The organism is Stenotrophomonas sp. STEN087, assembly GCF_056759115.1.
In genome coordinates, this window is the sequence record NZ_JBRRCR010000031.1 from 1 (window position 1) to 26,279 (window position 26,279).

The following is a 26,279-nucleotide window of genomic DNA, read 5'->3' on the forward strand; positions in this document are numbered from 1 at the left end:
CGGGGGGGCCCAGCCCCCGGCTGTTGGTGGCCCCCCCCCCGGCCCGTGCCCGTGGGCCCCAAAACCCCCCCCCCCCCCCGCCGCCCCGACTCTACAAAGTCGGTGTGTAGCGGTAGCGCCGGGCCATGCCCGGCGGTTTCCTCAATTGGCCCACACGCTGTTGGGGTCGCCATCGCGGGCGCGGCGCTGGCTGGCCACGGCCAGCCGGGCGAAGCCAAAGGCCATCGCCAGGGCCACCATGTCGATCCAGAACAGCGGCCACAACCGGCGTGCGGCGGTCAGCCACGGCCAGTCGCCACTGAGCGCGCCATGCATCACCGGCACCAGCGCGGTGCTGATGGCCGCGGCCCACAACAGCTCGCGCGCGGCCTGTGCCGGCCGGCGCAGCGCCGCCCACAGCGCACACGCCGCCCAGGTGCCGAAGCAGGCCCAGCGGATGCCGTGGTCCACCGTCGCCGGGGCCACGTGTTCAAGCACCAGCGCGGTGACGAAGGCCACCGAGATCGCCACGCACAGGCCGATGCACACCCCCACCGTGGCCCGCGCCATGTTCACCCCTGCGCGCGGCTGCTGCGGCTGCCGGCGCTTGCGTCGCGATTCGATCCACAGCAGGTTGCCCGAATAGAACAGGAAGGCACCGCCCAGCCCCAGCAGGAAGTACAGCCAGACCACCACGCCGTTGCCGAATTCGCCGAAGTGCAGGGCATAGGCCGCGCTGAGCGTGGCGTGGTTGGCATCGCGATGGCCCGGCAGCTGGCTGGCCAGCACGCGGCCACTGGCCACGTCCAGCGCCACCGAGCCGAGCGGGCCCAGCGTGCCGCTGGATTCGCCGGTGATCTCGATGGTGGCGTTGGCATCGCCGCCATTGGCCAGCTTCAGGTAAGCCGGTTCGAAATCGGCCACGCCCTGTGCGCGGGCCACTTCGAGCGCACGCGCATGCAGCTCGCGCAGGCTGCCCGGCGCGGCCGGCACGCCCGCAGCTTCGCGCACCGGCGCGGTATCCATCGCCGCCGGCACCACCTGCATGGCCTTGCCTTCGAAGATGAGCGGGTTGAGCAGGGCGATCTGGATGAAGACCAGGCAGAGCAGGGCACCGGTCACCGCGAACATCAGGTGGAACGGCAGGCTGAGCACACCGATCACGTTGTGCGCGTCCTGCCACATCTGCTTGAGGTTGCGGCCGGGGCGCAGCGCGAACAGGTCACCCAGCAGCTTGGGCAGGTGGATGACCAGGCCGCTGAGCAGGGCCATGCCGTACAGCAGGCTGACGATGCCCATCACGTAGATGCCGGCCACCGGCAGGCCCAGGCTGTAGTGCAGTTCGTTGACCAGCTCGGCCAGGCCCGCCTGCGGCGGCGTGGCGCTGCCGCCTGTATTGCCGGGCCAGGCATAGCGCCAGCCGCCGTCGGCACCCTGCCAGTAGGCCAGCGGCTGCGGGTGCTCGGCACCGGGGAAGGTCATGCCGACATGACGGCGTGCTTCCGGGTGCTTGGCCAGCACGTCGTCCAGCAGGTACTGCGCGTCGTCCAGACCGGCCGGCAGCACGCTGGCCGCACCCGGCGTCTGCCACAGCGGCAGATCGTGGTGGAACAGGGTGAGGGCACCGGCGTAGAACGCCACGAACAGGCCGAAGCCGGCCACCAGGCCGACCCAGGTGTGCAGGGTGGTGAAGGTACGCAGGGTCTGCGAACTGAATTTCATGCGGGATGTCCTGCGCTCGTTCTCATTGCACCGCGCCGCTCAGGCGCAGCAGCCACAACACGGCGAAGCCGGCGGCGGCGCAGCCGGCAGGTACCAGCCAGGCGTGCGCCACGGTGCGGAAACTGAAGGCCCACAGCGCTGCCAGCATCCACAGCGGGACGAAGGCGATCAAGGCCGGCACCACCGCGCTCGGCCACGGCCCCGGCGGCAGCCAGGTCAGCAGGCCGGTGGCGGCGGCGGCAAGGAAGAACCCGACGAAGATGCCGGACAGGGCACGCATCCACATCAGCGCGGCTCCCGTGCGCTGCCATCCACCGCCGGGCGGTGCCAGGCGGCCAGCGCCGGCAGCAGCAGGGCCACCAGCATCCAGGTGCACAGCATCGCCACCAGCCCGGCGGCAACGCCCAGTTCGGCCATCCACAGCCACAGCGAGGCGACCGCGGCGACCAGGCCGATCTGCCGGCCCAGGCGGCCGGCGCGACGCAGGCGCGGCCAGCGGCAGTGCGGCGAGGCCGCGTAGAACGCCAGCGCGGAAAACATCGCCGACAGCACGGCCAGGCTGCAGAAGCCCAGCGTCGACAGGCCCACGGTGATCATCGTCGGCTCACCACTGGTAACGCAGGCTGGCGGTGACGGTGCGCGGATAGCCGTAATAGCATCAGGTGGCGCTGTTGCAGGCCGACACGTACTTCTTGTCGGTGGCATTGGCGGCGTTCACCTGCAGGCGCCACGGGCCACGGTCGTAATGCACGCTGGCATCGAATAGGGTGAACGACGGGGTATACCAATCGTTGTAGATGTCGCCGTAGATGCCGCCGTTGTAGCGCACGCCCGCACCGAAGCCGAAGCCGCTCAGCGCGCCGGCGGTGAAGGTGTAATCGGCGCCGAGCGAGGCGCTTTCCTTCGGTACCAGCGCCACCCGCTTGCCCAGCGAAGCGGCATCGGTGCTGCGGCGGACCTTGGCGTCCAGGCGGGTGTAGCTGCCGTACACGCTCAGGCCTTGGCCGATGTTCCAGCGGCCTTCCAGTTCGGCGCCGCGCACGCGGGTCTGGCCCTGCTGGATCGAGAACAGGGTGTGCTGCGGGTCGACGGTGAGCGTGTTGTCCTGCTCGATCTGGTAGGCGGCGGCGGTCAGCAGCAGGCGGCCGCCTTCGGGCTGGTACTTCACGCCCGCCTCGAACTGCTCGCCGGTGGTCGGCACGAATGCGCGGCCTTCGAAATCGGTGCCGATGGTGGTCTGGAACGACTGCGACCAGCTGACGTAGGGGCTGACGCCGTTGTCGAACAGGTAGTTCACGCCGACCCGGCCGGAGAACTGGTCATCGCTCTGGTGCGCGGTGCCGGTGCCGCCGATGCGCTGTTCGGTATCGGTGCCGACCCAGTCCTGGCGGCCGGCCAGGGTCACCAGCCAGCGGTCGATGCGGATCTGGTCCTGCAGGTACAGGCCCAGCGTGCCCTGCGTCTGCACCTGCCGCGAGGTGTAGTCGGGCACCTGCACCGGCGCGCCGTACACCGGGTTGTAGGCATCGAGGGTGGGGGCGCCAAACAGGAATGCCGAGGCGTAATCGTCGCGCGCGCGGCGGTAGTCCAGCCCGGCCAGCACGGTGTGCTCGACGCGGCCGCTGTGGAAGCGGAAGGTCAGGTTGTTGTCGATGGACACGCTCTCGGAGGTGTTCATGCGCGGATAGTAATAGCGCACCAGCTCGGTGCTGTCCGGCGCGACCAGACCGAACAGGCCCAGGCTGCCGTGGCTGGCATCGACTTCGGCCCAGCTGTAGCGCACGTTCTGGTTGAACACGGTGCCGTCGCCGAAATCGTGGCGGAACTCATAGCCCAGCGACGCGGCTTCCTTGGTGTAGTCGTTCACGCCCGGCTCGCCGCTGAAGAAATGGCGGGAGATGTAACGGCCGTTGGCACCGGGCACCACCGTGCCCTGGTAGGGCAGGAAACCACCGGTCTCGACCGTATCGTTCTTCTGGTAGCGGGCCAGCACGGTCAGCGAATTGGCTTCGTCCGGCGTCCAGGTGATGGACGGCGCGAGGTAGTAGCGGTCGTCATGCACCTGGTCGATGACGTTGTCGCTGTTGCGGGCCAGGCCGACCAGGCGGTACAGCACGCTGCCGCTGTCATTGAGCGCGCCGCCGATGTCGAAGGCGGCCTGCTTCAGGCCGTAGTTGCCGACCTGCAGTTCCACTTCCTGCAGCGGGTTGGCGCTGGGGCGCTTGCTGACGAAGTTGACCAGGCCGCCCGGCGGCATCGCGCCGTAGTTGACCGAGGCCGGGCCCTTCAGCACGTCGATGCGCTCCAGGCCATACGGCTCGATGCGCGATTCACCGGTCCAGGTGCCTTCCACCGTGGCCAGGCCATCGAGGTAGCGGGCGGGCTTGAAGCCGCGCACCAGCAGCCAGTCGCTGCGGGTGTCCTCGCCGTACTGGCCGCCCTGGGCGCCGGCGGTGTACCACACCGCTTCCTCCACGCCGTGGATGCCACGGTCGCGCATCTGCCGGTCGGTGATGACCGAGATCGACTGCGGAATCTCGCGCAGCGGGGTGTCGGTCTTGGTCGCGCTGCCGCTCTCGGTGGCGATCGGCGCAGTGACCTGAACGGTGTCCAGGGTGCGCGCCTCGTCGGCCTGGGCTACGGCCGGGAGCGTGCCGGATACGACAGTGGCAAGGGCAAGCGCGAGGGCCGACAGCGGGGCACGGAACAGGCCGGTACGGACCGGCAGCGACTGCGTAGACATGGGCGGATCCAGAGCCGGGAAGGGGCGCGCCACACGCGAGTGAGAAACGCCTGCGTATGGTAATCATTGACATCTGGCCCCGCCAGCGAACGCCATTCAGCCGTCCCGGCAGGGCCACGGCCCGGCTGGCTTGGGCTTTGCCGCGCGCTGGTTTAAGATCGTCGCAGAACCCTGACTGGAACAAGGTGGCCCGCGCCCAGCGCCGGCCGAGCGTGCGACATGAGCACTACCACCGCCCACCGCTGACCTGCCCCCGAAGGCCCTGTTCCGCAGGCGCCCTCGCGGCGCTTTTTTATTGCCCGGGCACCGCCCGGAACGCTTTCCAGCCCGCCCGAGCGGGCCCCGCACGAAGCCATTGCGATGATCAATATCACCCTTCCCGACGGCAGCCGCCGCGAATTCGAAAATCCCGTCAGCGTCATGGACGTCGCCCAGTCGATCGGCGCCGGCCTGGCCAAGGCCACCATCGCCGGCGCCGTCGATGGCGTGCTGGTCGATGCCAGCGACGTCATCGACCACGATGCCAGCCTGCGCATCATCACCGCCAAGGACGAGGAGGGCGTGGAAATCATCCGCCACTCCTGCGCCCACCTGGTCGGCCACGCCGTCAAGCAGCTGTACCCGGACGTGAAGATGGTGATCGGCCCGGTCATCGCCGAGGGCTTCTACTACGACATCTATTCCGAGCGCCCGTTCACGCCGGAAGACATGGCCGCCATCGAGAAGCGCATGGGCGAGCTGATCGCCCAGGATTACGACGTCATCAAGAAGGTGACGCCGCGCGCCGAAGTGGTCGAGATCTTCAAGGCCCGTGGCGAGGACTACAAGCTGCGCCTGATCGAGGACATGTCCGACGACATCCAGGCGATGGGCATGTACTACCACCAGGAATACGTGGACATGTGCCGCGGCCCGCACGTGCCGAACACGCGCTTCCTGAAGGCCTTCAAGCTGACCCGCATTTCCGGCGCCTACTGGCGTGGCGATGCGCAGAACGAACAGCTGCAGCGCATCTACGGCACCGCATGGGCCGACAAGAAGCAGCTCGAGGCGTACATCAAGCGCATCGAGGAAGCCGAAATGCGCGACCACCGCCGCATCGGCAAGCAGCAGGACCTGTTCCACCTGCAGGAAGAGGCCCCGGGCCTGGTGTTCTGGCACCCCAAGGGCTGGGCGCTGTGGCAGGTGGTCGAACAGTACATGCGCAAGGTCTACCGCAGCAGCGGCTACGGCGAAGTGCGCTGCCCGCAGATCCTGGACGTCAGCCTGTGGAAGAAGTCCGGCCACTGGGACAACTACCAGGACAACATGTTCTTCACCGAATCGGAGAAGCGCACCTACGCGGTCAAGCCGATGAACTGCCCGGGCCATGTCCAGGTGTTCAACCAGGGCCTGCACAGCTACCGCGACCTGCCGATCCGCTACGGTGAATTCGGTTCCTGCCACCGCAACGAGCCGTCCGGCGCGCTGCACGGCATCCTGCGCGTGCGTGGTTTCACCCAGGACGACGGCCATGTGTTCTGCACCGAGAACCAGATCGAATCGGAAGTGACCGCGTTCCACCAGCAGGCGCTGGCGGTCTACCAGCACTTCGGTTTCGACGAGATCCAGATCAAGATCGCCCTGCGCCCGGAATCGCGCCTGGGTGATGACGCCACCTGGGACAAGGCCGAAGGCGCGCTGCGCTCGGCGCTGACCGCCTGTGGCGTGGAATGGCAGGAGCTGCCGGGCGAGGGCGCCTTCTACGGCCCGAAGATCGAGTACCACCTGAAGGACGCGATCGGCCGTACCTGGCAGCTGGGCACCATGCAGGTCGACTTCATGATGCCGGGCCGCCTGGGCGCCGAGTACGTGGACGAAAACAGCCAGAAGAAGCACCCGGTCATGCTGCACCGTGCCATCGTCGGCTCGATGGAGCGTTTCCTGGGCATCCTGATCGAGCACCACGCCGGCCAGTTCCCGGCCTGGCTGGCCCCGACCCAGGTGGTGGTGGCCAACATCACCGACGCCCAGGCTGAATACGTCGCGGGCGTGACTAAAACCCTTGCGGAGCAAGGCTTCCGCGTCAGCTCCGATTTGCGTAACGAGAAGATCGGCTATAAAATCCGCGAGCATACGTTGCAGCGCGTGCCTTACCTGCTGGTCATCGGTGACCGCGAGAAGGAAAATGGAGCTGTGGCGGTGCGTACGCGTTCTGGCGAAGACCTTGGCAGCATGAGCCTGCAGGCCTTCATCGAGCGGCTCCAGGCCGAGGGCGCGTAAGCAAAGGTCCGGTCCGGGCGCACAGGCACCCGGACCGGTTCGATACCCTTGGGAGAACGTAATATCAGCACCCCTGACAACAAACAGAACCGCAAGAATCAGGAAATCCGTGTGCCGCGCGTTCGCGTGATCGGCAGTGACGGAGAAATGATCGGCGTGTTGTCGCGCGACGAAGCGCTGTCCATGGCCGAAGATGAAGGCCTGGACCTGGTTGAAATCCAGCCGCAGGCCGATCCGCCGGTCTGCAAGATCATGGATTTCGGCAAGTTCAAGTTCGAAGCGCAGAAGAAGGCCAGCGAGGCCAAGAAGAAGACCAAGCAGGTCGAGATCAAGGAAGTGAAGTTCCGTCCGGTCACGGACGAGGGCGACTACCAGATCAAGCTGCGCAAGATGCGCGGTTTCCTTGAGGAAGGCGACAAGATCAAGGTCAACATCCGCTTCCGTGGCCGTGAAATGAGCCACCAGGAACTGGGGCGCGAGATGGCCAACCGGATCGAGACCGATCTGGGTGAGGACATCGTCATCGAATCCCGTCCGCGCCTGGAAGGGCGTCAGATGGTCATGATGATCGCGCCGAAGAAGAAGACCTGAGGCCTGCAGGGCTGCCTTTCGGGGCGCTTGGCTGAATGGTTCAGGGTGAAGGGACGCCATTGGCGTCCCTTTGCTTTTGCAGCAGGACGGAAAAAGGGTTGCAGGGGCTGGTGACAGGGCGGTTTTGCCTGTATCATGCCCGGCTCGACCCACCCAGGACGGGTCGTACGCCGATCATGGCAGGACGGAAAGAGTGGCCACGGCCACCGCCAGATCAGTCAGAAACCAGGGTCACCCCCATCAAGGACATTGCAATGCCCAAGATCAAGACCAACCGGGCAGCGGCCAAGCGTTTCCGCAAGACCGCCTCGGGCAAGTACAAGTGCGGCCACGCCAACCGTAGCCACATCCTCACGAAGAAAGCGACCAAGCGTAAGCGTAATCTGCGTCAGACGGGCCATGTCCGTGCAGAAGACGCAGGCCGTCTGGACCGCATGCTCCCTTACCTCTGAGGAACTGAAAAATGGCACGAGTTAAGCGTGGCGTACAGGCGCGTCGCCGCCACAAGAAAATCCTTGATCTGGCGAAGGGCTACTACAATGCCCGTCGCAAGGTCTTCCGCGTCGCCAAGCAGGCGGTCATCAAGGCACAGCAGTACGCCTACATCGGCCGTAAGCAGAAGAAGCGCAACTTCCGTTCGCTGTGGATCACCCGTATCAATGCGGCTGCCCGCATCAACGGCCTGAGCTACAGCCGCTTCATGAACGGCCTGCTGAAGGCCGGCATCACCCTGGACCGCAAGGTCCTGGCTGATATCGCCGTGCACGACGCAGCTGGTTTTGCTGCACTGGCCGAAAAGGCCAAGGGCGCACTGGCGGCATAAGTCCTTCCCGATGCCGTTGCCGTTCAACGGGAACGGTGTCAGGTAGAGGCAATGCATGGGGAAGGGCGCAAGTCCTTCCCCATTCTTTTTTGGGTCCCGGCAACGCCGCAGGCGCGCGGTGCGGGGACCGGCGGTGGCGACAGGGGTCGGCCCTTCGCGCATCGCGATGGCAGACCGACTGGAGTTCCGGCCCCCCATGAGCGACATCCAATCCCTCACCACCCAGGCGCTGGCCGATGTGGCCGCCGCACAGAGCCCCGACACGCTGGAACAGCTGCGCGTGGCCCTGCTCGGCAAGAGCGGCAGCATCACCGCCCAGCTCAAGCAGCTCGGCACTCTGCCGGCCGACGAGCGCAAGGCCGCCGGTGAAGCCATCAACCAGGCCCGTGACGCGCTGTCCAGCGCGCTGGGCGAGCGCAAGGCCGTGCTGGAAAACGCCGCACTGGATGCGCGACTGGCCGCCGAAGCGATCGACATCACCCTGCCGGGCCGCAACGGCGACCGCGCCGGCCTGCACCCGATCACCCGCACCCTGGAACGCATCACCGGCATCTTCGGCCGGCTGGGCTACGAGCTGTCCGAGGGTCCGGAAATCGAGGACGACTGGCACAACTTCGAGGCGCTGAACTTCCCGCCGCACCACCCGGCGCGCGCCATGCACGACACCTTCTACTTCGGCGATGGCCGCCTGCTGCGCACGCATACCTCCGGTGTGCAGGTGCGCTACATGGGCGAGCACCAGCCGCCGCTGCGCATGATCGCCGCCGGCAAGGTGTACCGCAGCGACAGCGACCAGACCCATTCGCCGATGTTCCACCAGGTCGAAGGCCTGCTCGTGGATGAGCACTCCACCTTCGCCGACCTGAAGGGCACGCTGGCCGAATTCGTCCGTGCCTTCTTCGAGCGCGATTTCGAAATGCGCTTCCGCCCCAGCTACTTCCCGTTCGTTGAACCCGGCGCGGAAGTGGACATCGCCTGGCAGCAGCCCGACGGCAGCACCCGCTGGCTGGAAGTGCTCGGCTGCGGCATGGTCCACCCGAACGTGCTGCGCAACGTCGGCATCGATCCGGAGCGCTACACCGGCTTCGCCTTCGGCCTGGGCGTGGAGCGCTTTGCGATGCTGCGCTACGGCGTCAACGACCTGCGCGCGTTCTTCGAGAACGACGTGCGGTTCCTGAAACAGTTCGCGTAAGCCGCAACCATGTAGAGCCGAGCCATGCTCGGCTGCTCCTAAATTCGCAGGCCCAGGCGCATGCGCCGGGCCCACCAGGGTGACACCATGAAATTCTCCGAAAACTGGCTGCGCAGCCACGTCCCGACCTCCGCTTCGCGCGATGAACTGAGCGCGGTGCTGACCGCCATCGGCCTGGAAGTGGAAGAAGTGACCGCGCTCGGCAGCGGCCTGCAGCACGTGGTCGTGGCACGCATCGTCGAAGCCGTGCGCCATCCCGAAGCCGACCGCCTGCAGGTGTGCAAGGTCGACGCAGGGCAGGGCGAACTGCTGCAGATCGTCTGCGGTGCGCCGAACGCGCGCCCGGGCCTGGTTGCACCGCTGGCCATGGTCGGCGCGCAGATCGGCGATCTGGCGATCAAGCCGGCCAAGCTGCGCGGCGTCGAATCCAACGGCATGCTGTGCTCGGCCAAGGAACTGGGCCTGGACACCGATGCCTCGGGCCTGCTGGAACTGCCTGATGACGCGCCGGTCGGCCAGACCCTGGTCGAGTACCTGGGCCTGCCGGACGCCAGCATCGAGATCAAGCTGACCCCGAATCGCGCCGACTGCTTCAGCGTGCGTGGCATCGCCTACGACGTGGCCGCGGCCACCCGCAGCGAAGTGCTGGATTTCGCCGCCGACGCCATTGCCGCGGTCGGCAGCCGTGAGCTGTCCATCCAGCTCGACGCCGGCGCCGAAGCGCCGCGTTACCTGGGCCGCGTCATCGAAGGCGTCAACGCCGCCGCCAAGACCCCGCTGTGGATGGCCGAGCGCCTGCGCCGCAGCGGCGTGCGTCCGGTCTCGCTGCTGGTCGACATCACCCAGTACGTGATGCTGGAACTGGGCCAGCCGATGCACGCCTACGACCTGGGCACCCTGCAGGGCAGCATCGGCGTGCGCCGTTCGCGCTCCGGCGAAGCCATCAAGCTGCTGGACGGCCGCGATGCGGTGCTGGACGAGAGCTTCCTGGTGGTGACCGACGCCGACCGTGCGGTCGGCCTGGCCGGCCTGATGGGTGGCTTCGACACCCGCGTCACCGACGATACCACCGCCGTGTTCCTGGAGGCCGCGCACTTCGCGCCGGCCGCCATCATGGGCCGTGGCCGCAAGCTGGGCCTGCACACCGATGCCGGCCACCGCTTCGAGCGTGGCGTCGACCCGGCGCTGCCGCGCACCGCCATCGAATACGCCACCCGCCTGGTGCTGGACCTGGCCGGCGGTACCCCGGCGCCGGTCACCGAGGCGGTCAATCAGGCCGATCTGCCGCAGGCAGCGACGATCGCCCTGCGCCGCGCCCGCATCACCCGCGTGCTGGGCATCACCATTGAAGACGCCGAAGTCGAGCGCATCCTGCGCGCGCTGGGCATGGGTGTGACCGCGGCCGGCGAAGGCTGGCAGGTGACCGCGCCGAGCCGGCGCTTCGACATCGCCATCGAAGAAGACCTGATCGAGGAGCTGGCCCGCATCCACGGCTACGAGCAGATCCCGACCACCCTGCCGGGTGGCGCGGCGCGCGTGGCGATGCCGACCGAGACCCAGCTGGACGTGCTGAGCGTGCGTCGCCAGCTGGTCGCCCGCGACCTGCAGGAAACCCTGAACTTTGCCTTCGTCGACGATGCATTGCTGACCCAGTGGCAGCTGCGCGACAACCTGGTGCCGCTGGCCAACCCGCTGTCGGCCGAGCTGGCGGTGATGCGCCCGGCGCTGCTGCCGGGCCTGGTCGCCACCCTGGGCCGCAATGCCGCCCGCCAGCTGGGCCGCGTGCGCCTGTTCGAGGTCGGCCGGGTGTTCGCCCAGCAGACCGGCGAGACGTCGCCCGGCGAAAGCCGGCCCGCACCGCTGGAAACCCCGCGCGTGGCCGCCGCCGTCTGTGGCGATGCGCAGGCCGTGCAGTGGGGCCTGCCGACCCGCAAGGTCGACTTCCATGACCTGAAGGGCGACCTGGAATCGCTGGCCGCCGCCAGCGGTGCCGTGCTCGAATTCCGCCCCTCGACCCGCGCCTTCGGCCATCCGGCCCGCTCGGCCGAGGTGTACCGCGATGGCGTGGTGATCGGCTGGATCGGCCAGATCCACCCGCGCCTGGCCAAGGCCATGGACATCGACGCCGACGTCTATGCGTTCGAGCTGGACCTGGAGGCGCTGTCGGCCCGTGCCCTGCCGCGTGCCGGCGAGCTGTCGCGCTTCCCGGCCGTGCGCCGCGACCTCGCGTTCCTGGTGCCTGAACAGGTGGCGTGGAGCGACCTGGCCGCGACCATCCGCCAGGCCGCCGGCCCGCTGCTGCGCGAGTTGAACCTGTTCGACCGCTACGTTGGCCAGGGGGTCGAGCCGGGATTCAAGAGTCTCGCTATGGGCTTGATTTTGCAGGACAAGTCGCGCACTCTGACGGACCGCGACGTGGAAGCGGTGGTGGCCGAGGCGGTCACTGCGATCGAACGTGAACACCACGCACGGATCCGCGGCTGAGCGGGAAGCACTCAGGGGTAGCAGGCAATGGCATTGACCAAGGCGGAGATGGCGGAAAAGCTGTTCGACGAAGTCGGTCTGAACAAGCGGGAAGCCAAGGAATTCGTCGACGCGTTCTTCGATGTGCTGCGTGAAGCGTTGGAACAGGGACGTCAGGTGAAGCTGTCCGGCTTCGGTAATTTCGATCTGCGGCGCAAGAACCAGCGCCCGGGTCGCAACCCCAAGACCGGCGAGGAAATTCCGATTTCCGCCCGTACGGTGGTCACCTTCCGTCCGGGCCAGAAGCTCAAGGAGAGGGTGGAAGCTTATGCTGGATCCGGGCAGTAACCGCGAACTACCGCCGATCCCGGCCAAGCGCTACTTCACCATCGGTGAAGTAAGCGAGCTGTGCGACGTCAAGCCGCACGTGCTGCGCTACTGGGAAACCGAATTTCCCAGCCTTGAGCCGGCCAAGCGCCGTGGCAACCGCCGCTACTACCAGCGCCATGACGTGCTGATGGTGCGGCAGATCCGCAGCCTGCTGTACGAACAGGGTTACACCATCGGTGGCGCGCGCCTGCGGCTGGAGGGTCCGGATGCGCGCGAGGAATCCGCGTTGAGCAACCAGATCATCAAGCAGGTGCGCATGGAGCTGGAAGAAGTGCTGCAATTGCTTCGCCGGTGATCCAAAACCCAGCGTAATCCGCTATACTTCACGGCCCGCCGCACTGGCGGGTACATCGCAGCATCAGTCGGGGCGTAGCGCAGCCTGGTAGCGCATCTGCCTGGGGGGCAGAGGGTCGTCGGTTCGAATCCGGCCGTCCCGACCACTGTGATGAAACAGAAAGCCTGCGCAGCGATGCGTGGGCTTTTTTGTTGGCTCTCCCCGTGGCGCGCGATACCGGGCGTTCAGGCCCGCAGCCCATGCAGCCGGGCAGTTCCCTTATCATCAGCGGACATCCTATCGCATCGGTTTTCTTCCAGTGCCCACCGTCGCGCCAGCAGGCGGAGCCCCGGCTCCGGCCACCGGCGGCAACGGCGCGCGTGCTGGACGATGCGCGGACCACGACGACCACAGGGGGTTGCGTTGATCAGCAGTATCGTCATTCATCGCTCGGCCGGCGCAGGCGCGGCCGGCGTCCATGTCCTGGACACCACGTTCAAGGACAAGCGTGTCTTTGTGTCCTGGGGCCTGCGCGGCGAGGACCTCAGCCGCGAAGCCGAACCGGCCGAAACCGTTGCCGCGCGCCAGGCGCTGCAGCGCGAATCGCGGCAGGTCGAAGGGCCTCGCAGCACCGAAGTCTTCATTGCCAACCAGGCAGCCACGGCCATCAGCGTGTATCGCATGCTGAGCGAAGCACGCAGCGGCGACGCCGTGTTCTTCCTGTGCGATTCGCCCACGGTGGTCGAATGGCTGGTGACCGCGCTGGAAATACGCGAAGGCTGAAAGACGGGGTCAGAGCCCTTCGCGTTGCGAAGGGATCCGACCCCTGGCCAGCGCGGCATCCACGGCGGCGCGCGCGTGCAGGGTGGTGGTGTCGAACAACGGCACCGGGCTGTCCTGCGCGCGGACCAGCAGCATGATTTCGGTGCAGCCCAGGATGATCGCTTCGGCGCCGCGCGCGACCAGGCGCTGGATCACTTCCACATATACCTGTCGCGAGGCCTCGCTGACCACGCCGGCAATCAGCTCGCGGTAGATGATGTCGTGCACGTCGCGGCGGTCGTCGGCGTCCGGCACCAGCACCTCCAGCCCGAAGCGTTCGCTCAGCCGGCCGCGGTAGAAGTCCTCTTCCATGGTGAACGCCGTGCCGAGCAGACCGACCGTGCGCACGCCCGTGCACAGGATGGCCTCCGCGGTGGGATCAGCGATGTGTAGCAGCGGCAGTGGGCAGGCGGCTTCCAGCTGCGGCGCCAGCTTGTGCATGGTGTTGGTGCAGACCACCAGCAGCTCGGCGCCACCGGCCTGCAGCCGTCGCGCGGCATCGATCATCTCCGCGCCCAGTGCATCCCAGTCGCCGTCGTGCTGCAGCTGTTTGATGCGGGCGAAATCCACCGACCACAGCAGCAGCTGCGCCGAGTGCGCACCGCCCAGCCGCTGGCGGACATCCTCGTTGATGAGGCGGTAGTACTGCGCCGAGCTTTCCCAGCTCATGCCGCCGATCAGGCCCAAGGTCTTCATGCGTGTCTCCGTGCTGGAAGCCGCATTGCAGCACAGACCGGCCCCGCTTGCTGGCCGCCTTCTGTAACCGTCGATCGCGCCCCAGGCTGTACGTACCGCCGCGCGGCGCCAGCCCGTAAGCTGGTGGGCTTCCCGCGTCGAGAACAGCAATGGCCCTGCAAACCTGGTGGTGGTTCCTCGCCACGGTCTTCGTGTTGTGCGGCACGCCGGGCCCGAACATGCTGCATATCCTCGGTCGCAGCGTCGGCCTCGGTTTCCGCCGCAGCGTGCCGGCCATGGCGGGCTGCCTGCTGGCCATGCTGCTGGTGCTCGCCGCCTCCGCCGCAGGACTGAGCGCGCTGCTGCGTTCCTCGCCGATGCTGTTCGAGGTGCTGCGCTATCTCGGCGTGGCCTACCTGGCCTGGCTGGGCATCAAGGCGTGGCGCGACAGTTGTCGGCCGGCCCCGGCGGCCAGCGCAGGCGAACCGCTGCTGGAGCCGGCCCACGGTGCAGGGGCGGTCTTTCGCGGCGGCCTGCTGGTGGGCCTGAGCAACCCGAAGCTGTTGCTGTTCGCCGCCGCGTTCCTGCCGCAGTTCGTCGATCCCGCACGTGCGCAGGGGCTGCAGTACACCGTGCTGGTGGCCACCTTCGCCAGCTGCGAGCTGTTCTGGTACGTGATGTATGCCGCCGGCGGCCACAGCCTGCGTCGCTGGCTGTCCAGGCCCTTCGCGCAGCGCTGGTTCGAGCGCCTGGTGGGCAGCGTGTTCCTGGCCTTCGCGGTCGCGCTGCTGCGTTTCCGTCCGCGCTGAATGTTCACGCCGCGCGCGCGGCGCGCTCACGGGGCGGGCATCGGAAGCTGCTTAACCTGTTCATACCGTCAGCTTCCCCAGGGGAAAGGATCGATATGATCAAGTGGGCCATCATCTTCGCCGTCATCGGCCTCATCGCCGGTGTACTCGGCTTCGGTGGCATCGCCGGTGCCGCAGTCGGCATCGCCAAGTTCCTGTTCTGGGCCGGCATCATCATCGCGGTAATCCTGTTCCTGATCGGCATGAGCATTGCCAAGAAGGTCGCCTGATCGCCTGTCCACGGCTGCAGGCAGCAGCGCGCTCAGTGCGCGCTGCTTTTCGAGAACAGATTGATCACCAGTACGCCCGCGCAGATCAGGCCGATGCCGATCGCCCAGCTCAGCCGGGCGTGCACAGTTTCATCGCCTCGGCCGCCATGGCCAACGCATTGCGGCGCTCTTCCTCGTCCAGCGGCCGACCATAGGCCGTCGCCCAGTAACCATCGGCGGCACAGCGCGCCGTGTACAGGCGTGGGTCGCTGGCCTCGCTTGGGAACTCCGCCAGCATGCCGCGCATCCATTCGCGCCAGTGCGCCAGCATCGCCGGTTCCAGCAGGTTGGCCATCGTCAGGCCGATGTCGTCATACTGGGTCTGCTGCAGCAGGTGATCGAAGGTGACCTCGACGTAGGCGCGGGTAAAGCAGCCGTGGCTGGCGGGTGCCCGCTGCATGTGCGCGCGCAGGTCCTGCTCGAAATCATCGAGCATCGCGCCCAGCGTGGCATCCAGCAGCGCCTGCTTGCTGCTGTAGTGGTGGAACAGGGCGCCCTTGCTGACCCCGGCGGCAGCGGCGACGTCCTGCACCGTCAACGCGGCCAATCCTTCCTGCCGGATCAGGCGGGCGGTGGCGTCCAGCAGGGCCTGGCGCACGAGATCGGGCGCCTTGCGGCGGGTGAGGGCAGGGGATGCGGACATGGGAGAAGGAAACCGACTGGACGGTATCATTGTAGCCCAGCGCTGCCCGGCTCAGTCCAGGTAGACCGACAGCCCGGTGGCGAACTGAAGATCCGGGCTCTCATCGTCCAGCCCTACATCGAATGAAACATCGAGCTGGACGCTGGGCCGCACCCGCCAGCTCAGTCCCGCGCCGGCAATGGACGGGTCGGGGCCATCGCTGACGTCGAAGAAACCGGCTTCCAGGTAGGTGGACACCGTCGGCGTGGCCTGCAGCGAAATGCTGGGCGCCCAGGTGGTCGTGCGTTGGCCGGCACCGCGCTGCTGCTGCGCGAACAGCGCCAGCTGCCATTGATCGCTGAGGGATTGTTCGACGCTGACCGCCAGCGCGTATTGGCGACCGTCGCTGAAGGCGGCATCGCCGCGCGCCACCACGGCTGAGGCCAGTACGGCCCAGGCGGTGCGGTCATTGCTGCCCGGGCCGGCCCATTTCAGGCCCGCGCTGCTGTCGCCGGCCCCGCGCAGGCGGCCCTGTGCGCCATCCGGCGCGCGCAGGCGCTGGCGGTTCCAAGGCGTGCCGGAGAGCTGTAGTTCCAGGCCGGGCGCCAGTCCGGTGCGCAGCAGGATATCGCCTGACCAGGTCGTGCTGCGGAGACCCTCGGCGCCGGTTTCGCGCAGGTAAGCAGGCAGCCCGAACTCGAGCGCGGCGGCCCCGCGAGGCACCGTGTCGGTGCCAGCGCCAAGGCCGGGCCGGTCAAAGTCGGGAGGGCTGGAGGGTGGCGCCGCCTGTGCGGACAGGCAGGCCACGGAAAGGCCGAACAGAACGATGCACTGGCGCATGCTGGCCGACGAGCCCGGGAGGTGGTGCCGAGCATGCGCGGCCGGCGCGTCGGGGCGCCGTGAACGCCGGGCTCAGTCGTCGATGCGGGCGAAACGCGGCTGCGGGCCGTGCTCGCCCGGTACCTGCTCGACGAACATGGCGTACGGGCGTACCCAGAGGCCGCCTTCGCCATACAGGGCGCGGTAGAGCACCTGCGGCTGCAGGGTCTCGCTGCTGCGCACGATATCGATCACTTCGTAGAGGCCGCCCTTGAAATGGCGGTAACGGCCCGGCTCGAGGCGGGGCAGGGGGCTGAGGTCGGACATGCGGGAAGTTTACTTCCGCGCGGGCGTGGGCGGCAGCGCGCACCACGCGTCGATGGCCTCGGCGGTGTTGGCCAGGCCCTGGGCCTGGGCCAGCTCCCACGGCCGCTCACAGCGTCCGCTGCGCTGGCACCACTGGTAGCCGGCCGAACCGATGCAGCCGTGTTCGTCGCGATCACCACCGACAACCGGCGCGGCGGTGGTCGGGTCGCGGGCAGGCGCGGGTTCGGGTTGGGCGCAGCCGCCCATGGCCAGCATCAGCAGCACCGGCAGGAAAGCGGTCTTCATCGGCGTGGCCTCGGGTGCGGGGGCCTCAGTGTCGGCCGCATCCGCCCGGGCGACAAGCGCTCAGCTGATGCTGGCGCGCACCAGTTCCTCGAACAGGACCAGATAGCTGGCCACGAAGTAGAACTTCAGCAAGGTCGAACGCTGCATCGGAAGCGAGGTGCGCATGTGGAAGGGGCCCCTGTTAGTGACGGTAGTGTGAAGCGCCGCTGACTTCGTGACAAGAGTCACGAAAAACTTTCACTAAACGGACTCAGGGATGTGATGGGGGTGGTGTTCTGACGTTCTGGTCAGGAATTTTCGTACTAATCCGATAGGCACTCCCTGACGAGCTCCCTAGGGTGGGCGGCAACCGCAGGCGCCCCGGCGCCGCAGCCCTTTCCCTTCAAGGAGTCCACTATGGTCATTACCGTCAAATGCAGTGCCGCGCACTGGTCCGTCCTGGACCCGGCGACCGCGGTCGCCGAACCCTTCGCCAGTGGCGCCGCCGCCTTCGATGCCGCCCTGCTGCGCGCCAGCGACCACCACCGCCGCACCGGCCAGGACAGCACGGTGCGCGTGGAGGCGCTGGGCAACACCGTGGACGCGGTGCATTTCGGTCACTGAAGCGGTGGCGCACGAAGGTCAGGCGGCTTCGGCCTGCGCCAAGGCCCGTTCGACGAAGCGGCACAGCCAGGTTGCGCTGATGTTCTTGCCGCAGACGTGGCCGATCTGCCTGGGAAACGCCTTGTCGCGCAACAGCTGCTGCGGTTGGCGGGCAAGCACCAGGATGTGCAGGTCCCGACGGAGGCAACAGATGCGGCGCAACAAAGGTGTGCCGTCGGTCTGGCCTAACGTCGGCATGCAGGGGTCGATCACCAGCAGGCTGCAACGAGGATCGGCGACCCGCATCAGTACTTCGGAAGGCGAGCGGGCTTCGTGGATTGTTTCCGTGCGCAGGTGTGGGCGGATCTGCTGACTCAGCTCGCGACGAATCCAGGGATTGGCGTCGGCGATGACCAAGGTGGCCGAGAGCGACCTGCGTTCATTGCTTCCGTCTGCCATCAGTAATACCTGGAGCGTTGTTGCAGGGATACAGCGGTGGGAATGACCATGCCGGACCTGTCCGGATCACAAGCGTCGGCACATTTCGGGCAGCAGGTCATTGTCCATGATGGTGCTCGTGCATCTCCACGCGCGCGTACTGGTATCGCGGTCGAGGGTCAGGGATGCCGACATCCCCAGGTATCGATCACTTTTTATACTGCAGTGGATACTCAGGCTCTGACTAGTGCGACTGATCTGGAAGCGCTCACAGTGCTCGCCGACCGGTGGCAGGCCGAGTTGCTCAGGCGATGGGAGACTTAGATTCCCAAACCCTTCGGCGATGACCAGTTCCACGCCGGGCTTTCCGCTTGCGAGCTCGGACAGCGCGGCACTGATCTTGGCTTTGGCAGAAAATCGCTGGTACTGAGGCAGGGCGATGATCCCGAGAATACTGATGATCGCTACCACCACCATCAGTTCGATAAGAGAAAACCCGCGGCTGCGGACTGAGTTGGTGGGCGGGAACGACGCTGGCGGTACGGAGATATGCATGTAACTCTCCCAGCTGGTGAGATTGCAGTTCAATGGGAGGACTCCGTCATGAAGTCCCCCGGTGATTTCTTGTCGGCTGTCAGCTACGGCAAGGCTCGGGCAGCAGGTTCTGGTCATGGATGTTGCTCTCGCAGTTCCAGACGCCATCCGCGCTGCGGACGAGGCTGATCGTTTGGTTGCCTGTGCCGTAGCTCGGATCATCCTTGAGCTTGCAGACCAGGCTGCTGGTGCCGCCCATGCCATCCAGCGATGCATCGAAGGACTCGCATCGCGACCCTGCCATTGGCAATCCCAGTGCCTGCGGGCTGACGCTGCTGATATCAGTGCCTTCGGCGAGCAGGGCTTCAACACCGACCTTGCCGGGCGTCACTTCGGCCAATGCTGCAGCCAGCTTGGCCTTGGCCGAGAACGACTGGTATTGCGGCAGCGCGATCATCGCCAGGATGCCGATAATCGCCACCACCACCATCAGTTCGATGAGCGAGAAACCCTCCTGTCGGGAAAGGCGAGTGGGCGTGCGGCGTGCAAGCGTGTCAGGGGTCTGCATGATGATCCTCCATGGCGGGATTAATTGAATGGGGCGCTGTGGAATGGATATTCCAGAGCGTGGCCATAGATAATCACCAGGACATTCAGGTTGATATTCAAGGATTGGTAAAAGTGTCGCGGCAGCGGTGCATTTACGATTACTTGAATGCAGCGGCACTGCACGCCGCGGGCAACAGCTGGGGATCGGCAACATCGCCTTCGCAATGCCAGGCACCCTGCGGGCTGCGACGAAGTATCAGCGTGCCGTGCACGCGTGCGTCCTCGTGCAGCTCGCAGCTCAGGCGGGCGTGCCCCGTGTCCGGGAGGTGCAGCCTGAGATGCGCGCAGAACGCGGCGCTGGCAGGCAACCCGAGATGCCTGTCGCTGGGTTCCAGTTCGCCCTCGGCGTAGCTGGTTTCGATGGCCTGGATCCCAGTGCCAAGCGTGGTCACGGTGGCGTGCAGTCGTGCTCGTTGGCTGTCGCTGTGTGTCACGGGCATCAACAGGATCACGGCAGAGAGCGTGATCAGTGCCGCAGCAACGGCGAAGGCCACCCAGGGCCGTGCCCGGGGCGGCTGCATGTCGTCTGCGGGTGGTGTGGAAGCGTGCCGCATATCGCTGGCTCCAGTGCAGTAGGTGCTGCAGGACGACGTCCACGGGCCGGGGCCGCTCTCCCCAGCGGCCCCGGCATTCCCTTCCCCTTCCTATCGTTTGTCGGTCGTGCTTTACAGCGCCAGCGAGCTTTCCACGTCCAGCACCATGCGGCGGGCGAGGGCGAGGTTGGCCTTCTGCCGGTCCAGCACGACGTAGAAGAACAGGCCCTTCTTGGCCGAGACCGGGCGCAGCACGTGGTAGGCGCGGCCCAGGGTGATCAGGACGTCTTCGATGCTGTCATTGAGGTTCAGCGCCTCGGCCGTCTTCATCTTGGCGCGCAGCACTTCGGTGTTGCCGGCCGCGGCCAGCTCCATGTCCACACCGGAGCCGGCTTCACCGAGCAGCATGCCGCTCTCGTAGTCGACCAGCGCGACGGCTTGCGCGCCGTTGATCTGCATGAGGGTGTCCAGGCATTTGTTGATCGCGGTATTCATTTCAGTGGTCCGTTGCGGGTGTTTGGAGGAAAACAGTCGTCTGAGCAGAGAGAGGGACATTCATCGGGTCGTGTTGTCGGCCAGCGTGCGCACGCACTGCTTGGCGTGCCACAGGGCATTGCCGATGACGCAGCTGTGGTCGCACGCGGTCATCAGCAGCCGCGGCTGCGTTCCGGGAATGGCCAGCATCAGCACCTTGCCGTCGGCGGCCTCGAGGATCAGCGTGTCCAGCTCGCCAAAGCGCAGTTCGCGGCCGAGCGCGCTGGCCAGGCCCAGCATCGAGCTGGTCATCGCGGCCAGGCGATCGGCGACGTTGCCCTTGGGGCCGGCCTGCGCGAGTGCGAAACCGTCGGCGCTGGCGACGACGATGGCCTGTATGCCGGACACGTCGCGTGCCAGCGCGTTCAATGCCGCTGCGGCGTGGAGGATGTCATTCATCGGCGGTCGCCATGGCGTTGCATTCGATCTGGCTCATCAGCAGGTCCATCGCAGTGATGGCCTGCTTCATGTCGCGTGGGTCCAGCGGCAGTGCGGGCAGGTGCGGCGCGTGCTCGCCCAGCCAGGCCTGCCAGTGCGGCAGCACCGGGTCGTCGGTGCGGCCGCACTTGGTAATGCCGATGACCACCGGCAGGGTCGGCGCGTGTTCGGCAATGGCCTGCAGGTGCTGGCCGGCGAGGGTGGCGTTGACGCACTTGCTGCCATCGACCAGCACGATCGCGCCTTCGGCACCGGCCAGCAGGATCGGCCAGATGTACGAGAAGCGTTCCTGCCCGGGCGAGCCGTACAGGCGCAGACGGTCGCCGCCGGGCAGGTGGATGTCGCCGTAATCCATCGCCACGGTGGTGTACTCCTTGCCCACGCTGGGGTCGGTGTTGCGCGCTTCGGTTACCACGGCCCGGCCCTGGGTGAGGGTCTGCACGAGGGTGGATTTGCCGGCACCGAGCGGGCCCATTACTACGATCTTGTGCTCACGCACGGTCATGCACTCCAGCGGATACGAAGTTGGCGCCACAGGTTGACGAGGCCGTCGGTGGGCGAGGGGCGTACCGGTGCGTCCTCACCCATGACCGGAAAGGCATAGGCGGTGAGGAAGGCGGCATTGAAGAACGACTGCACCGCGCGCTGCGGCATGTCGAGAATCTCGCAGCACGCCTGCACCGAGGCGCCCTGTTTGATCAGCAGCGCACAGAGACGGAAGTGATCGGGGCGGTGCGCGAGGATGCGGAAGTCCGGCCAGCGGCGCAGGCGCAGCTTTGCGTCCATCTGCAGCGGTGGCATCAGCCGGTCGAGCCGCGTTGCAGCCAGGCCGATGTTCCACAGCGTCGGGCGCAGCGGCAGGTTGCTGGACACGATCGCGCGCTGCACGAACAGCTCCTGCGGCACCGGGGCCAGGCTCAACGCCGGGTGCTCCTCGGCCAGCAGTTTCTGCAGCAGCGTCAGCGCGATCGGTGCGGGCGCCGTGGTCATCATGCGGTCGCTCTTCGCATCCAGCCAGCACACCGTCGCATCATCATGGACGACTGCCGCGTAGGCGGACCGGCGCGGCATCGCGGTGTCGCCGGCGAGGTGGATGCGCAGCTGCTGCACGAACGGCAGGGCGGCCGACGGCAGCGTCGCCGGCGCCATCGGTGGCGGCGCAAACAGCTCGCTGGGATCCTCGAAAGATGAGCGACGGAATCGGACCATGGGGCTCGGCGCAGTGAATGATCGGGGAGCGCCATGTAATCGTCTTTCCGGATTCCAGGCCATGAAACTATTGGGAAAGTTGCGTTTTGTTTTCGATTTCCGATGGTTTATGCAATTAGTTGAAAGCCCTGCGAATGGCTGTGTCCTGAGGATTATTGGAAAGGGCGATGTTAAGTTGACGGCGTGCGGATGGATTATTAGCGTCCTCGCTGCGCACTGCGGCGTAGCTGAACAGGGATAATCATCATGCTCACTCGAATTGCCATTGCAGACGATCATCCGATCGTGCTGCTGGGTACCCGCGTGGTGGTCGAGGCAGGCGGCCGGCACCGCGTCGTGGCGGAGGCGCACAGCGCCGAACAGCTGCTCTCCTGCTTGGCCAGCGAGCCGGTGGACCTGGTGGTGACCGATTTCTCCATGCCGGGTGGCAGCCGCTCCGATGGCCATGCGATGTTGCAGGCGCTGGGTCGCAATCACCCTGATGTGCCGGTGATTCTCGTCACCATGATCACCAACGCGACCTCGCTGCACATGGCCCTGCGTTCGGGCGTGCGTGGCCTGGTCCACAAGGGCAGTGGCGTGGACAACGTGCGCGAAGCCGTGGACGTCGTGCTGGCAGGGCGCCTCTACCTGGACCCCGTGCTGGCGCCCTGCCTGCAGGAGGCCGGACGCGAGCGGTCGCTGTCGGTCCTGTCGCCGAAGGAGCTGGAGGTGCTGCGTCTGTATGTGTCCGGGCCGTCGATCACCGAGATCGCCGCGCAGTTGCGGCGTACCGTCAGCACCATCAGCCGGCAACGTCTCTCGGCCATGCGCAAGCTCGGCATCAGCAACGACGCCGAACTGTTTGCCTATGCGTTCGAGGAAAAGCTGGGTACGCCGCATGGCGGCGTTGCCATCGGCCATTGATCCCAGGCCCCGGCGCAGCTCCGGTCAGGCCCGGTTGGGTTGCTTGAACGGATTGGGAACCGCGCCGCTTTCCCCCTCTGTGCGCCGCGCGCGGAATCCCGGATGCTTGCGCCATCGTATTCATCGGGAGAAGTGGCAATGGGCAAGGGATCAGGCTGGGGACTGGGGTGGGGCACCGTGGCGTGCCTGGTGCTGCCGATGCTGGCGGCCGCCGGTGCGGCGCAGGCGCAGAACTATGGGCATGACGACCGCTACGACAACCGTGGCAGTGGCATCGTGCGCTGCGAGTCGGTCAAGAACCGCAGCAACGAATGCCGCCTGGACGGGCGTCCGCGGCTGATCCGGCAGTTGTCCGGCTCGGCGTGCGTGGAGGGCCGCACCTGGGGCCAGTCGCGCGGTGGTGTGTGGGTGACCCAGGGCTGCCGCGCCGAGTTCGTGGGTGAATCCCGCGGCGGTGGCTGGGGCCATGGCGGCGGCTGGGGCGGCAACGGTGGCCAGGTGATCGCCTGCCATTCCAACGATCGCCGGCAGAAGTACTGCGACGCGCGCATCCGCCGCGACGTGCGCCTGGTCAAGCAGGATTCGCGCAGCCCCTGCGTGGAAGGCCGCACCTGGGGCTGGGACCGCCGCGGTGTGTGGGTCAGCGATGGCTGCCGGGCCCAGTTCCAGATCAACTGATCGGACGACGTCGGCGTTTTCGTTATTCAGATTCAGATTAATCTGATGGTGATCACAGTTCATTCCTCGTATCGTCGGCACCCGGGGGCAGTGCGCCTCCCGGTGTGCCCACCGTCATCGATACGCTGTTCAAGGAGTGAGCAACGCATGTTGATCCGTCTGCAATGTGAGCAGCGCCAGTGGCGCGTGCTGCACCCGGACAAGCCGGAACCGATCGAGTTCCGCGACGGTGTCCGCGCCTTCGATTTCGCCGAAACCCTCGCGCGCCTGCATTTCACCGACACCGGCCAGCGTGCCGCGGTGCGCGTGGAAGCCAGTGGCGCGTTCGTCGAGGCGGTCAGCTACGGCTGAGCGTCTACGTCGGGGTCGGATCCCTTTCCGCAGGAAGCGGCTCTGACCCCTCATCCACGCACGGCGTGGATCTACCGGGGCGTCGAGGTTGGGGTCGGATCCCTTTCCGCAGGAAAGGGCTCTGACCCCTTATCCACGCACGGCGTGGATCTACCGGGGCGTCGAGGTTGGGGTCGGATCCCTTTCCGCAGGAAAGGGCTCTGACCCCTTATCCACGCATGGCGTGGATCTACTGGGGCGTCGGGGTTGGGGTCGGATCCCTTTCCGCAGGAAAGGGCTCTGACCCCTCATCCACGCATGGCGTGGATCTACTGGAGCGTCGAGGTTGGGGTCGGATCCCTTTGCGCAGGAAAGGGCTCTGACCCCTTATCCACGCATGGCGTGGATCTACTGGGGGCGTCATCCACGCACGGCGTGGATCTACTCAGCTCGCCGCGCTCAGCGGCGGCGTACCGTTGGCCAGCTTCGGCCAGCGCTTCAGCACTGCCGCGCGGATGCCGGCGGCATCGATACCGGCTTCGGCCAGCAGGTCCTCGCGGCTGGCGTGGTGCTGGAAGCTGTCGGGCAGGCCCAGGTGCAGGATCGGGCGCAGCACCTCTTCGGCATTCAGCAGCTCGGCCACGGCCGAACCGGCGCCGCCGGCCACCACGTTGTCCTCGATCGTCACCAAGCCGTCGTGGCTGTTGGCCATGGCCAGCACCAGCTCGCGGTCCAGCGGCTTGATGAAACGCATGTTGACCACGCTCAGGCCCAGCTCGCGGCCCACCTGTTCGGCGGCGGCCACGCTGCTGCCGAAGGCCAGCAGGGCGACGCGGCTGCCCTGTACGCGCAGTTCGCCCTTGCCGATCGGCAGGGTCGACAGGTCGCTGCCGGCCTCCACGCCGGTGCCGGTGCCGCGCGGGTAGCGCACGGCGGCCGGGCCCGGGTGCTGCAGGCCGGTGCTCAGCATCTGCCGGCATTCGGCTTCATTGGACGGCGCCATCACCACCATGTTCGGCACGCAGCGCAGGAAGCTCAGGTCCAGGTTGCCGGCATGGGTCGCACCGTCCGGGCCGACCACGCCGGCGCGGTCGATCGCAAACAGCACGTCCAGGTCCTGGATGGCCACGTCATGCACGAGCTGGTCGTACGCGCGCTGCAGGAAGGTGGAGTAGATCGCCACCACCGGCTTGCCACCCTGGGTGGCCATGCCCGCGGCCAGGGTCACCGCATGCTGCTCGGCGATGGCCACGTCGAAGTAGCGCTGCGGGTACTCCCTGCTGAAGCGCACCAGGCCGGAGCCTTCGCGCATCGCCGGGGTGATGCCGTACAGGCGCGGCTCGGCGGCGGCGGCATCGCACAGCCAGTCGCTGAAGACGTCGGTATAGGTCGGCTTCTTGGCGCCGGTCTTGGCGACCAGGCCCTTGTCCGGATCGAACGGACCGACCGCGTGGTAACCGATCTGGTCACCCTCGGCCGGCTCGTAACCCTTGCCCTTGGTGGTCATCACGTGCAGCAGCTTCGGGCCCTTGGAGGCGCGCAGCGTCTTCAGCGTGGACAGCAGGGCGGGCATGTCGTGGCCGTCGATGGGGCCGGTGTAGTGAAAGCCCATTTCCTCGAACATGGTGGACGGCACGAACATGCCCTTCCAGTGTTCTTCCCAGCGCTTGACGAAGCGCGCGGGATTGTTCTTCTTGTCGCCAAGGATCTTCTTGCCGCCTTCGCGCAGCGCGTTGAGCGTGCGGCTGCCGGTGGCGCGGCCGAGCATCTTGGTCAGCCCGCCGACGGCCTCGGAGATCGACATGTTGTTGTCGTTGAGGATCACCAGCAGGTTCGGTTCCGGATCCATGCCGCCGGCGTGCATCAGCGCCTCGAAAGCCATGCCGGCGGTCATCGCGCCGTCGCCGATGACGGCCACGACCTTGCGGTCATCGCCCTGCGACTGGCGCGCGATGGCCATGCCCAGCGCCGCCGAGATCGAGGTGGAGGAATGGCCGACGCCGAAGGTGTCGTACTCGCTTTCCTCGCGCTTGGGGAACGGCGCCACGCCGTCCTTCTGCTTGACGGTGTGGATCTCGTCGCGGCGGCCGGTGAGGATCTTGTGCGGGTACGTCTGGTGGCCGACGTCCCAGACCAGCTGGTCGTGCGGGGTCTGGTACAGGTAGTGCAGGGCCACGGTGAGTTCGATCACGCCCAGGCCGGCAGCGAAATGGCCACCGCTCTTGCCCACCGATTCGATCAGGTAGGCGCGCAGTTCATCGGCGACCGCGCGCATTTCGGATTCGTCGAACGTACGCAGGTCATCGGGCGTCTGGATGCGCGCGAGGCGGGGATAGCGGGCAGAGTCGATCATCGTGTTCGCACTTATTCTGAACGCCCATT

At 66.7% G+C, this 26,279-nt stretch carries 33 protein-coding genes, 1 tRNA gene and 1 pseudogene; 16 read left to right on the top strand and 19 right to left on the bottom strand.

Annotated elements, in window-relative coordinates; genetic code table 11:
* Nucleotides 1-141: 141 nt before the first annotated feature.
* The 4 genes from ACVOK1_RS10350 to ACVOK1_RS10365 form a co-directional block, all read right to left on the bottom strand.
* Nucleotides 142-1,701: a PepSY-associated TM helix domain-containing protein gene (locus ACVOK1_RS10350; protein WP_481561968.1), complete on the bottom strand. Its 1,560-nt coding sequence runs from the start codon at nt 1,699-1,701 to the stop codon at nt 142-144.
* A 22-nt stretch (nt 1,702-1,723) separates the two neighbouring features.
* Nucleotides 1,724-1,987, bottom strand: coding sequence for a hypothetical protein (locus ACVOK1_RS10355; protein WP_481561969.1), 264 nt, complete (start codon nt 1,985-1,987; stop codon nt 1,724-1,726).
* Complete coding sequence (locus tag ACVOK1_RS10360) at nt 1,987-2,298, bottom strand: hypothetical protein (RefSeq protein WP_164072853.1); 312 nt, start codon at nt 2,296-2,298, stop codon at nt 1,987-1,989. The genes ACVOK1_RS10355 and ACVOK1_RS10360 overlap by 1 nt, the downstream gene beginning before the upstream one ends.
* A 61-nt stretch (nt 2,299-2,359) precedes the next feature.
* The gene (locus tag ACVOK1_RS10365; RefSeq protein ID WP_481561970.1) at nt 2,360-4,444 is read right to left on the bottom strand and encodes a TonB-dependent siderophore receptor; all 2,085 of its coding nucleotides are present in this window, start codon (nt 4,442-4,444) and stop codon (nt 2,360-2,362) included.
* A gap of 360 nt (nt 4,445-4,804) precedes the next feature.
* Here ACVOK1_RS10365 and thrS point away from each other — a divergent pair, with 360 nt between their 5' ends.
* The 10 genes from thrS (at nt 4,805) to ACVOK1_RS10415 (ending at nt 13,222) form a co-directional block, all read left to right on the top strand.
* On the top strand, nt 4,805-6,706 hold the full coding sequence (gene thrS, locus ACVOK1_RS10370) for a threonine--tRNA ligase (RefSeq protein ID WP_200751938.1): 1,902 nt from the start codon (nt 4,805-4,807) through the stop codon (nt 6,704-6,706).
* A gap of 48 nt (nt 6,707-6,754) precedes the next feature.
* A complete protein-coding gene (infC, locus tag ACVOK1_RS10375) occupies nt 6,755-7,297 on the top strand; it encodes a translation initiation factor IF-3 (protein WP_079222586.1) in 543 nt (180 codons plus the stop codon).
* A 254-nt stretch (nt 7,298-7,551) separates the two neighbouring features.
* Nucleotides 7,552-7,749: a 50S ribosomal protein L35 gene (gene rpmI, locus ACVOK1_RS10380; RefSeq protein ID WP_005410436.1), complete on the top strand. Its 198-nt coding sequence runs from the start codon at nt 7,552-7,554 to the stop codon at nt 7,747-7,749.
* Between the two features lie 11 nt (nt 7,750-7,760).
* The gene (gene rplT / locus ACVOK1_RS10385; protein WP_005410435.1) at nt 7,761-8,120 is read left to right on the top strand and encodes a 50S ribosomal protein L20; all 360 of its coding nucleotides are present in this window, start codon (nt 7,761-7,763) and stop codon (nt 8,118-8,120) included.
* A 196-nt stretch (nt 8,121-8,316) separates the two neighbouring features.
* Nucleotides 8,317-9,312 carry a phenylalanine--tRNA ligase subunit alpha gene (gene pheS, locus ACVOK1_RS10390; protein ID WP_150455548.1) on the top strand — a complete coding sequence of 332 codons (996 nt, stop codon included), beginning with the start codon at nt 8,317-8,319 and terminating at the stop codon, nt 9,310-9,312.
* 87 nt (nt 9,313-9,399) lie between these two features.
* A complete protein-coding gene (gene pheT, locus ACVOK1_RS10395) occupies nt 9,400-11,796 on the top strand; it encodes a phenylalanine--tRNA ligase subunit beta (protein ID WP_481561971.1) in 2,397 nt (798 codons plus the stop codon).
* Between the two features lie 27 nt (nt 11,797-11,823).
* Nucleotides 11,824-12,123 (top strand): integration host factor subunit alpha, encoded by a 300-nt coding sequence (locus ACVOK1_RS10400; protein ID WP_005410432.1) that lies wholly within the window; start codon nt 11,824-11,826, stop codon nt 12,121-12,123.
* A complete protein-coding gene (locus ACVOK1_RS10405) occupies nt 12,104-12,460 on the top strand; it encodes a MerR family transcriptional regulator (protein WP_053518690.1) in 357 nt (118 codons plus the stop codon). Before ACVOK1_RS10400 ends, ACVOK1_RS10405 begins: the two co-directional genes overlap by 20 nt.
* A gap of 68 nt (nt 12,461-12,528) precedes the next feature.
* Nucleotides 12,529-12,605 (top strand) — tRNA-Pro (locus ACVOK1_RS10410).
* A 224-nt stretch (nt 12,606-12,829) separates the two neighbouring features.
* Nucleotides 12,830-13,222: a hypothetical protein gene (locus tag ACVOK1_RS10415; protein ID WP_481561972.1), complete on the top strand. Its 393-nt coding sequence runs from the start codon at nt 12,830-12,832 to the stop codon at nt 13,220-13,222.
* 9 nt (nt 13,223-13,231) lie between these two features.
* Here ACVOK1_RS10415 and ACVOK1_RS10420 read toward each other — a convergent pair whose 3' ends face one another.
* The gene (locus ACVOK1_RS10420) at nt 13,232-13,957 is read right to left on the bottom strand and encodes an aspartate/glutamate racemase family protein (protein WP_481561973.1); all 726 of its coding nucleotides are present in this window, start codon (nt 13,955-13,957) and stop codon (nt 13,232-13,234) included.
* Nucleotides 13,958-14,106: 149 nt separating this feature from the next.
* Between ACVOK1_RS10420 and ACVOK1_RS10425 the strand changes: the two genes are divergently transcribed.
* Both ACVOK1_RS10425 and ACVOK1_RS10430 read left to right on the top strand, forming a co-directional pair.
* On the top strand, nt 14,107-14,745 hold the full coding sequence (locus tag ACVOK1_RS10425) for a LysE family translocator (RefSeq protein WP_481561974.1): 639 nt from the start codon (nt 14,107-14,109) through the stop codon (nt 14,743-14,745).
* A 95-nt stretch (nt 14,746-14,840) separates the two neighbouring features.
* Nucleotides 14,841-15,014 carry a DUF1328 domain-containing protein gene (locus ACVOK1_RS10430; protein WP_200751934.1) on the top strand — a complete coding sequence of 58 codons (174 nt, stop codon included), beginning with the start codon at nt 14,841-14,843 and terminating at the stop codon, nt 15,012-15,014.
* A gap of 32 nt (nt 15,015-15,046) precedes the next feature.
* On the opposite strand, the pseudogene ACVOK1_RS10435 reads toward ACVOK1_RS10430, so the two are convergent.
* From ACVOK1_RS10435 to ACVOK1_RS10455, 5 genes and pseudogenes are all read right to left on the bottom strand, one after another.
* Nucleotides 15,047-15,115 (bottom strand): annotated as a pseudogene (locus tag ACVOK1_RS10435) (QacE family quaternary ammonium compound efflux SMR transporter); the annotation flags it as partial.
* Between the two features lie 8 nt (nt 15,116-15,123).
* The gene (locus ACVOK1_RS10440; RefSeq protein WP_481561975.1) at nt 15,124-15,696 is read right to left on the bottom strand and encodes a TetR/AcrR family transcriptional regulator; all 573 of its coding nucleotides are present in this window, start codon (nt 15,694-15,696) and stop codon (nt 15,124-15,126) included.
* 51 nt (nt 15,697-15,747) lie between these two features.
* Nucleotides 15,748-16,515 carry a transporter gene (locus ACVOK1_RS10445; protein ID WP_481561976.1) on the bottom strand — a complete coding sequence of 256 codons (768 nt, stop codon included), beginning with the start codon at nt 16,513-16,515 and terminating at the stop codon, nt 15,748-15,750.
* A 72-nt stretch (nt 16,516-16,587) separates the two neighbouring features.
* The gene (locus ACVOK1_RS10450) at nt 16,588-16,821 is read right to left on the bottom strand and encodes a DUF1653 domain-containing protein (RefSeq protein ID WP_079222578.1); all 234 of its coding nucleotides are present in this window, start codon (nt 16,819-16,821) and stop codon (nt 16,588-16,590) included.
* Nucleotides 16,822-16,830: 9 nt separating this feature from the next.
* Nucleotides 16,831-17,106 (bottom strand): hypothetical protein, encoded by a 276-nt coding sequence (locus ACVOK1_RS10455; RefSeq protein ID WP_481561977.1) that lies wholly within the window; start codon nt 17,104-17,106, stop codon nt 16,831-16,833.
* 396 nt (nt 17,107-17,502) lie between these two features.
* Here ACVOK1_RS10455 and ACVOK1_RS10460 point away from each other — a divergent pair, with 396 nt between their 5' ends.
* Nucleotides 17,503-17,709 carry a hypothetical protein gene (locus ACVOK1_RS10460; RefSeq protein WP_481561978.1) on the top strand — a complete coding sequence of 69 codons (207 nt, stop codon included), beginning with the start codon at nt 17,503-17,505 and terminating at the stop codon, nt 17,707-17,709.
* Between the two features lie 18 nt (nt 17,710-17,727).
* On the opposite strand, the gene ACVOK1_RS10465 is transcribed toward ACVOK1_RS10460, so the two are convergent.
* The 8 genes from ACVOK1_RS10465 to ACVOK1_RS10500 form a co-directional block, all read right to left on the bottom strand.
* Nucleotides 17,728-18,147 carry a response regulator gene (locus ACVOK1_RS10465; RefSeq protein WP_481561979.1) on the bottom strand — a complete coding sequence of 140 codons (420 nt, stop codon included), beginning with the start codon at nt 18,145-18,147 and terminating at the stop codon, nt 17,728-17,730.
* 66 nt (nt 18,148-18,213) lie between these two features.
* On the bottom strand, nt 18,214-18,681 hold the full coding sequence (locus tag ACVOK1_RS10470; RefSeq protein ID WP_481561980.1) for a pilin: 468 nt from the start codon (nt 18,679-18,681) through the stop codon (nt 18,214-18,216).
* A gap of 79 nt (nt 18,682-18,760) precedes the next feature.
* On the bottom strand, nt 18,761-19,228 hold the full coding sequence (locus ACVOK1_RS10475; protein ID WP_481561981.1) for a pilin: 468 nt from the start codon (nt 19,226-19,228) through the stop codon (nt 18,761-18,763).
* 139 nt (nt 19,229-19,367) lie between these two features.
* Nucleotides 19,368-19,823 carry a pilin gene (locus ACVOK1_RS10480; RefSeq protein ID WP_481561982.1) on the bottom strand — a complete coding sequence of 152 codons (456 nt, stop codon included), beginning with the start codon at nt 19,821-19,823 and terminating at the stop codon, nt 19,368-19,370.
* Nucleotides 19,824-19,934: 111 nt separating this feature from the next.
* A complete protein-coding gene (locus ACVOK1_RS10485) occupies nt 19,935-20,297 on the bottom strand; it encodes a hypothetical protein (protein WP_406235440.1) in 363 nt (120 codons plus the stop codon).
* 60 nt (nt 20,298-20,357) lie between these two features.
* Nucleotides 20,358-20,735, bottom strand: coding sequence for a roadblock/LC7 domain-containing protein (locus tag ACVOK1_RS10490; RefSeq protein ID WP_481561983.1), 378 nt, complete (start codon nt 20,733-20,735; stop codon nt 20,358-20,360).
* Nucleotides 20,728-21,279, bottom strand: a complete 552-nt coding sequence (locus ACVOK1_RS10495) for a GTP-binding protein (RefSeq protein WP_481561984.1) — start codon at nt 21,277-21,279, stop codon at nt 20,728-20,730. The genes ACVOK1_RS10490 and ACVOK1_RS10495 overlap by 8 nt, the downstream gene beginning before the upstream one ends.
* Nucleotides 21,276-21,983 (bottom strand): hypothetical protein, encoded by a 708-nt coding sequence (locus tag ACVOK1_RS10500; protein WP_481561985.1) that lies wholly within the window; start codon nt 21,981-21,983, stop codon nt 21,276-21,278. The genes ACVOK1_RS10495 and ACVOK1_RS10500 overlap by 4 nt, the downstream gene beginning before the upstream one ends.
* A gap of 246 nt (nt 21,984-22,229) precedes the next feature.
* Between ACVOK1_RS10500 and ACVOK1_RS10505 the strand changes: the two genes are divergently transcribed.
* The 3 genes from ACVOK1_RS10505 to ACVOK1_RS10515 all read left to right on the top strand — a co-directional run bounded on the left by ACVOK1_RS10505 (nt 22,230) and on the right by ACVOK1_RS10515 (nt 23,918).
* Nucleotides 22,230-22,889, top strand: coding sequence for a response regulator (locus ACVOK1_RS10505; protein WP_481561986.1), 660 nt, complete (start codon nt 22,230-22,232; stop codon nt 22,887-22,889).
* Nucleotides 22,890-23,027: 138 nt separating this feature from the next.
* Complete coding sequence (locus tag ACVOK1_RS10510) at nt 23,028-23,567, top strand: DUF3011 domain-containing protein (RefSeq protein ID WP_481561987.1); 540 nt, start codon at nt 23,028-23,030, stop codon at nt 23,565-23,567.
* Between the two features lie 147 nt (nt 23,568-23,714).
* Nucleotides 23,715-23,918, top strand: a complete 204-nt coding sequence (locus tag ACVOK1_RS10515) for a hypothetical protein (protein WP_108769416.1) — start codon at nt 23,715-23,717, stop codon at nt 23,916-23,918.
* 424 nt (nt 23,919-24,342) lie between these two features.
* Here the strand turns inward: ACVOK1_RS10515 and dxs are convergent, their stop codons facing one another.
* Nucleotides 24,343-26,250 (bottom strand): 1-deoxy-D-xylulose-5-phosphate synthase, encoded by a 1,908-nt coding sequence (gene dxs, locus ACVOK1_RS10520; RefSeq protein WP_406235448.1) that lies wholly within the window; start codon nt 26,248-26,250, stop codon nt 24,343-24,345.
* Nucleotides 26,251-26,279 lie beyond the last annotated feature (29 nt).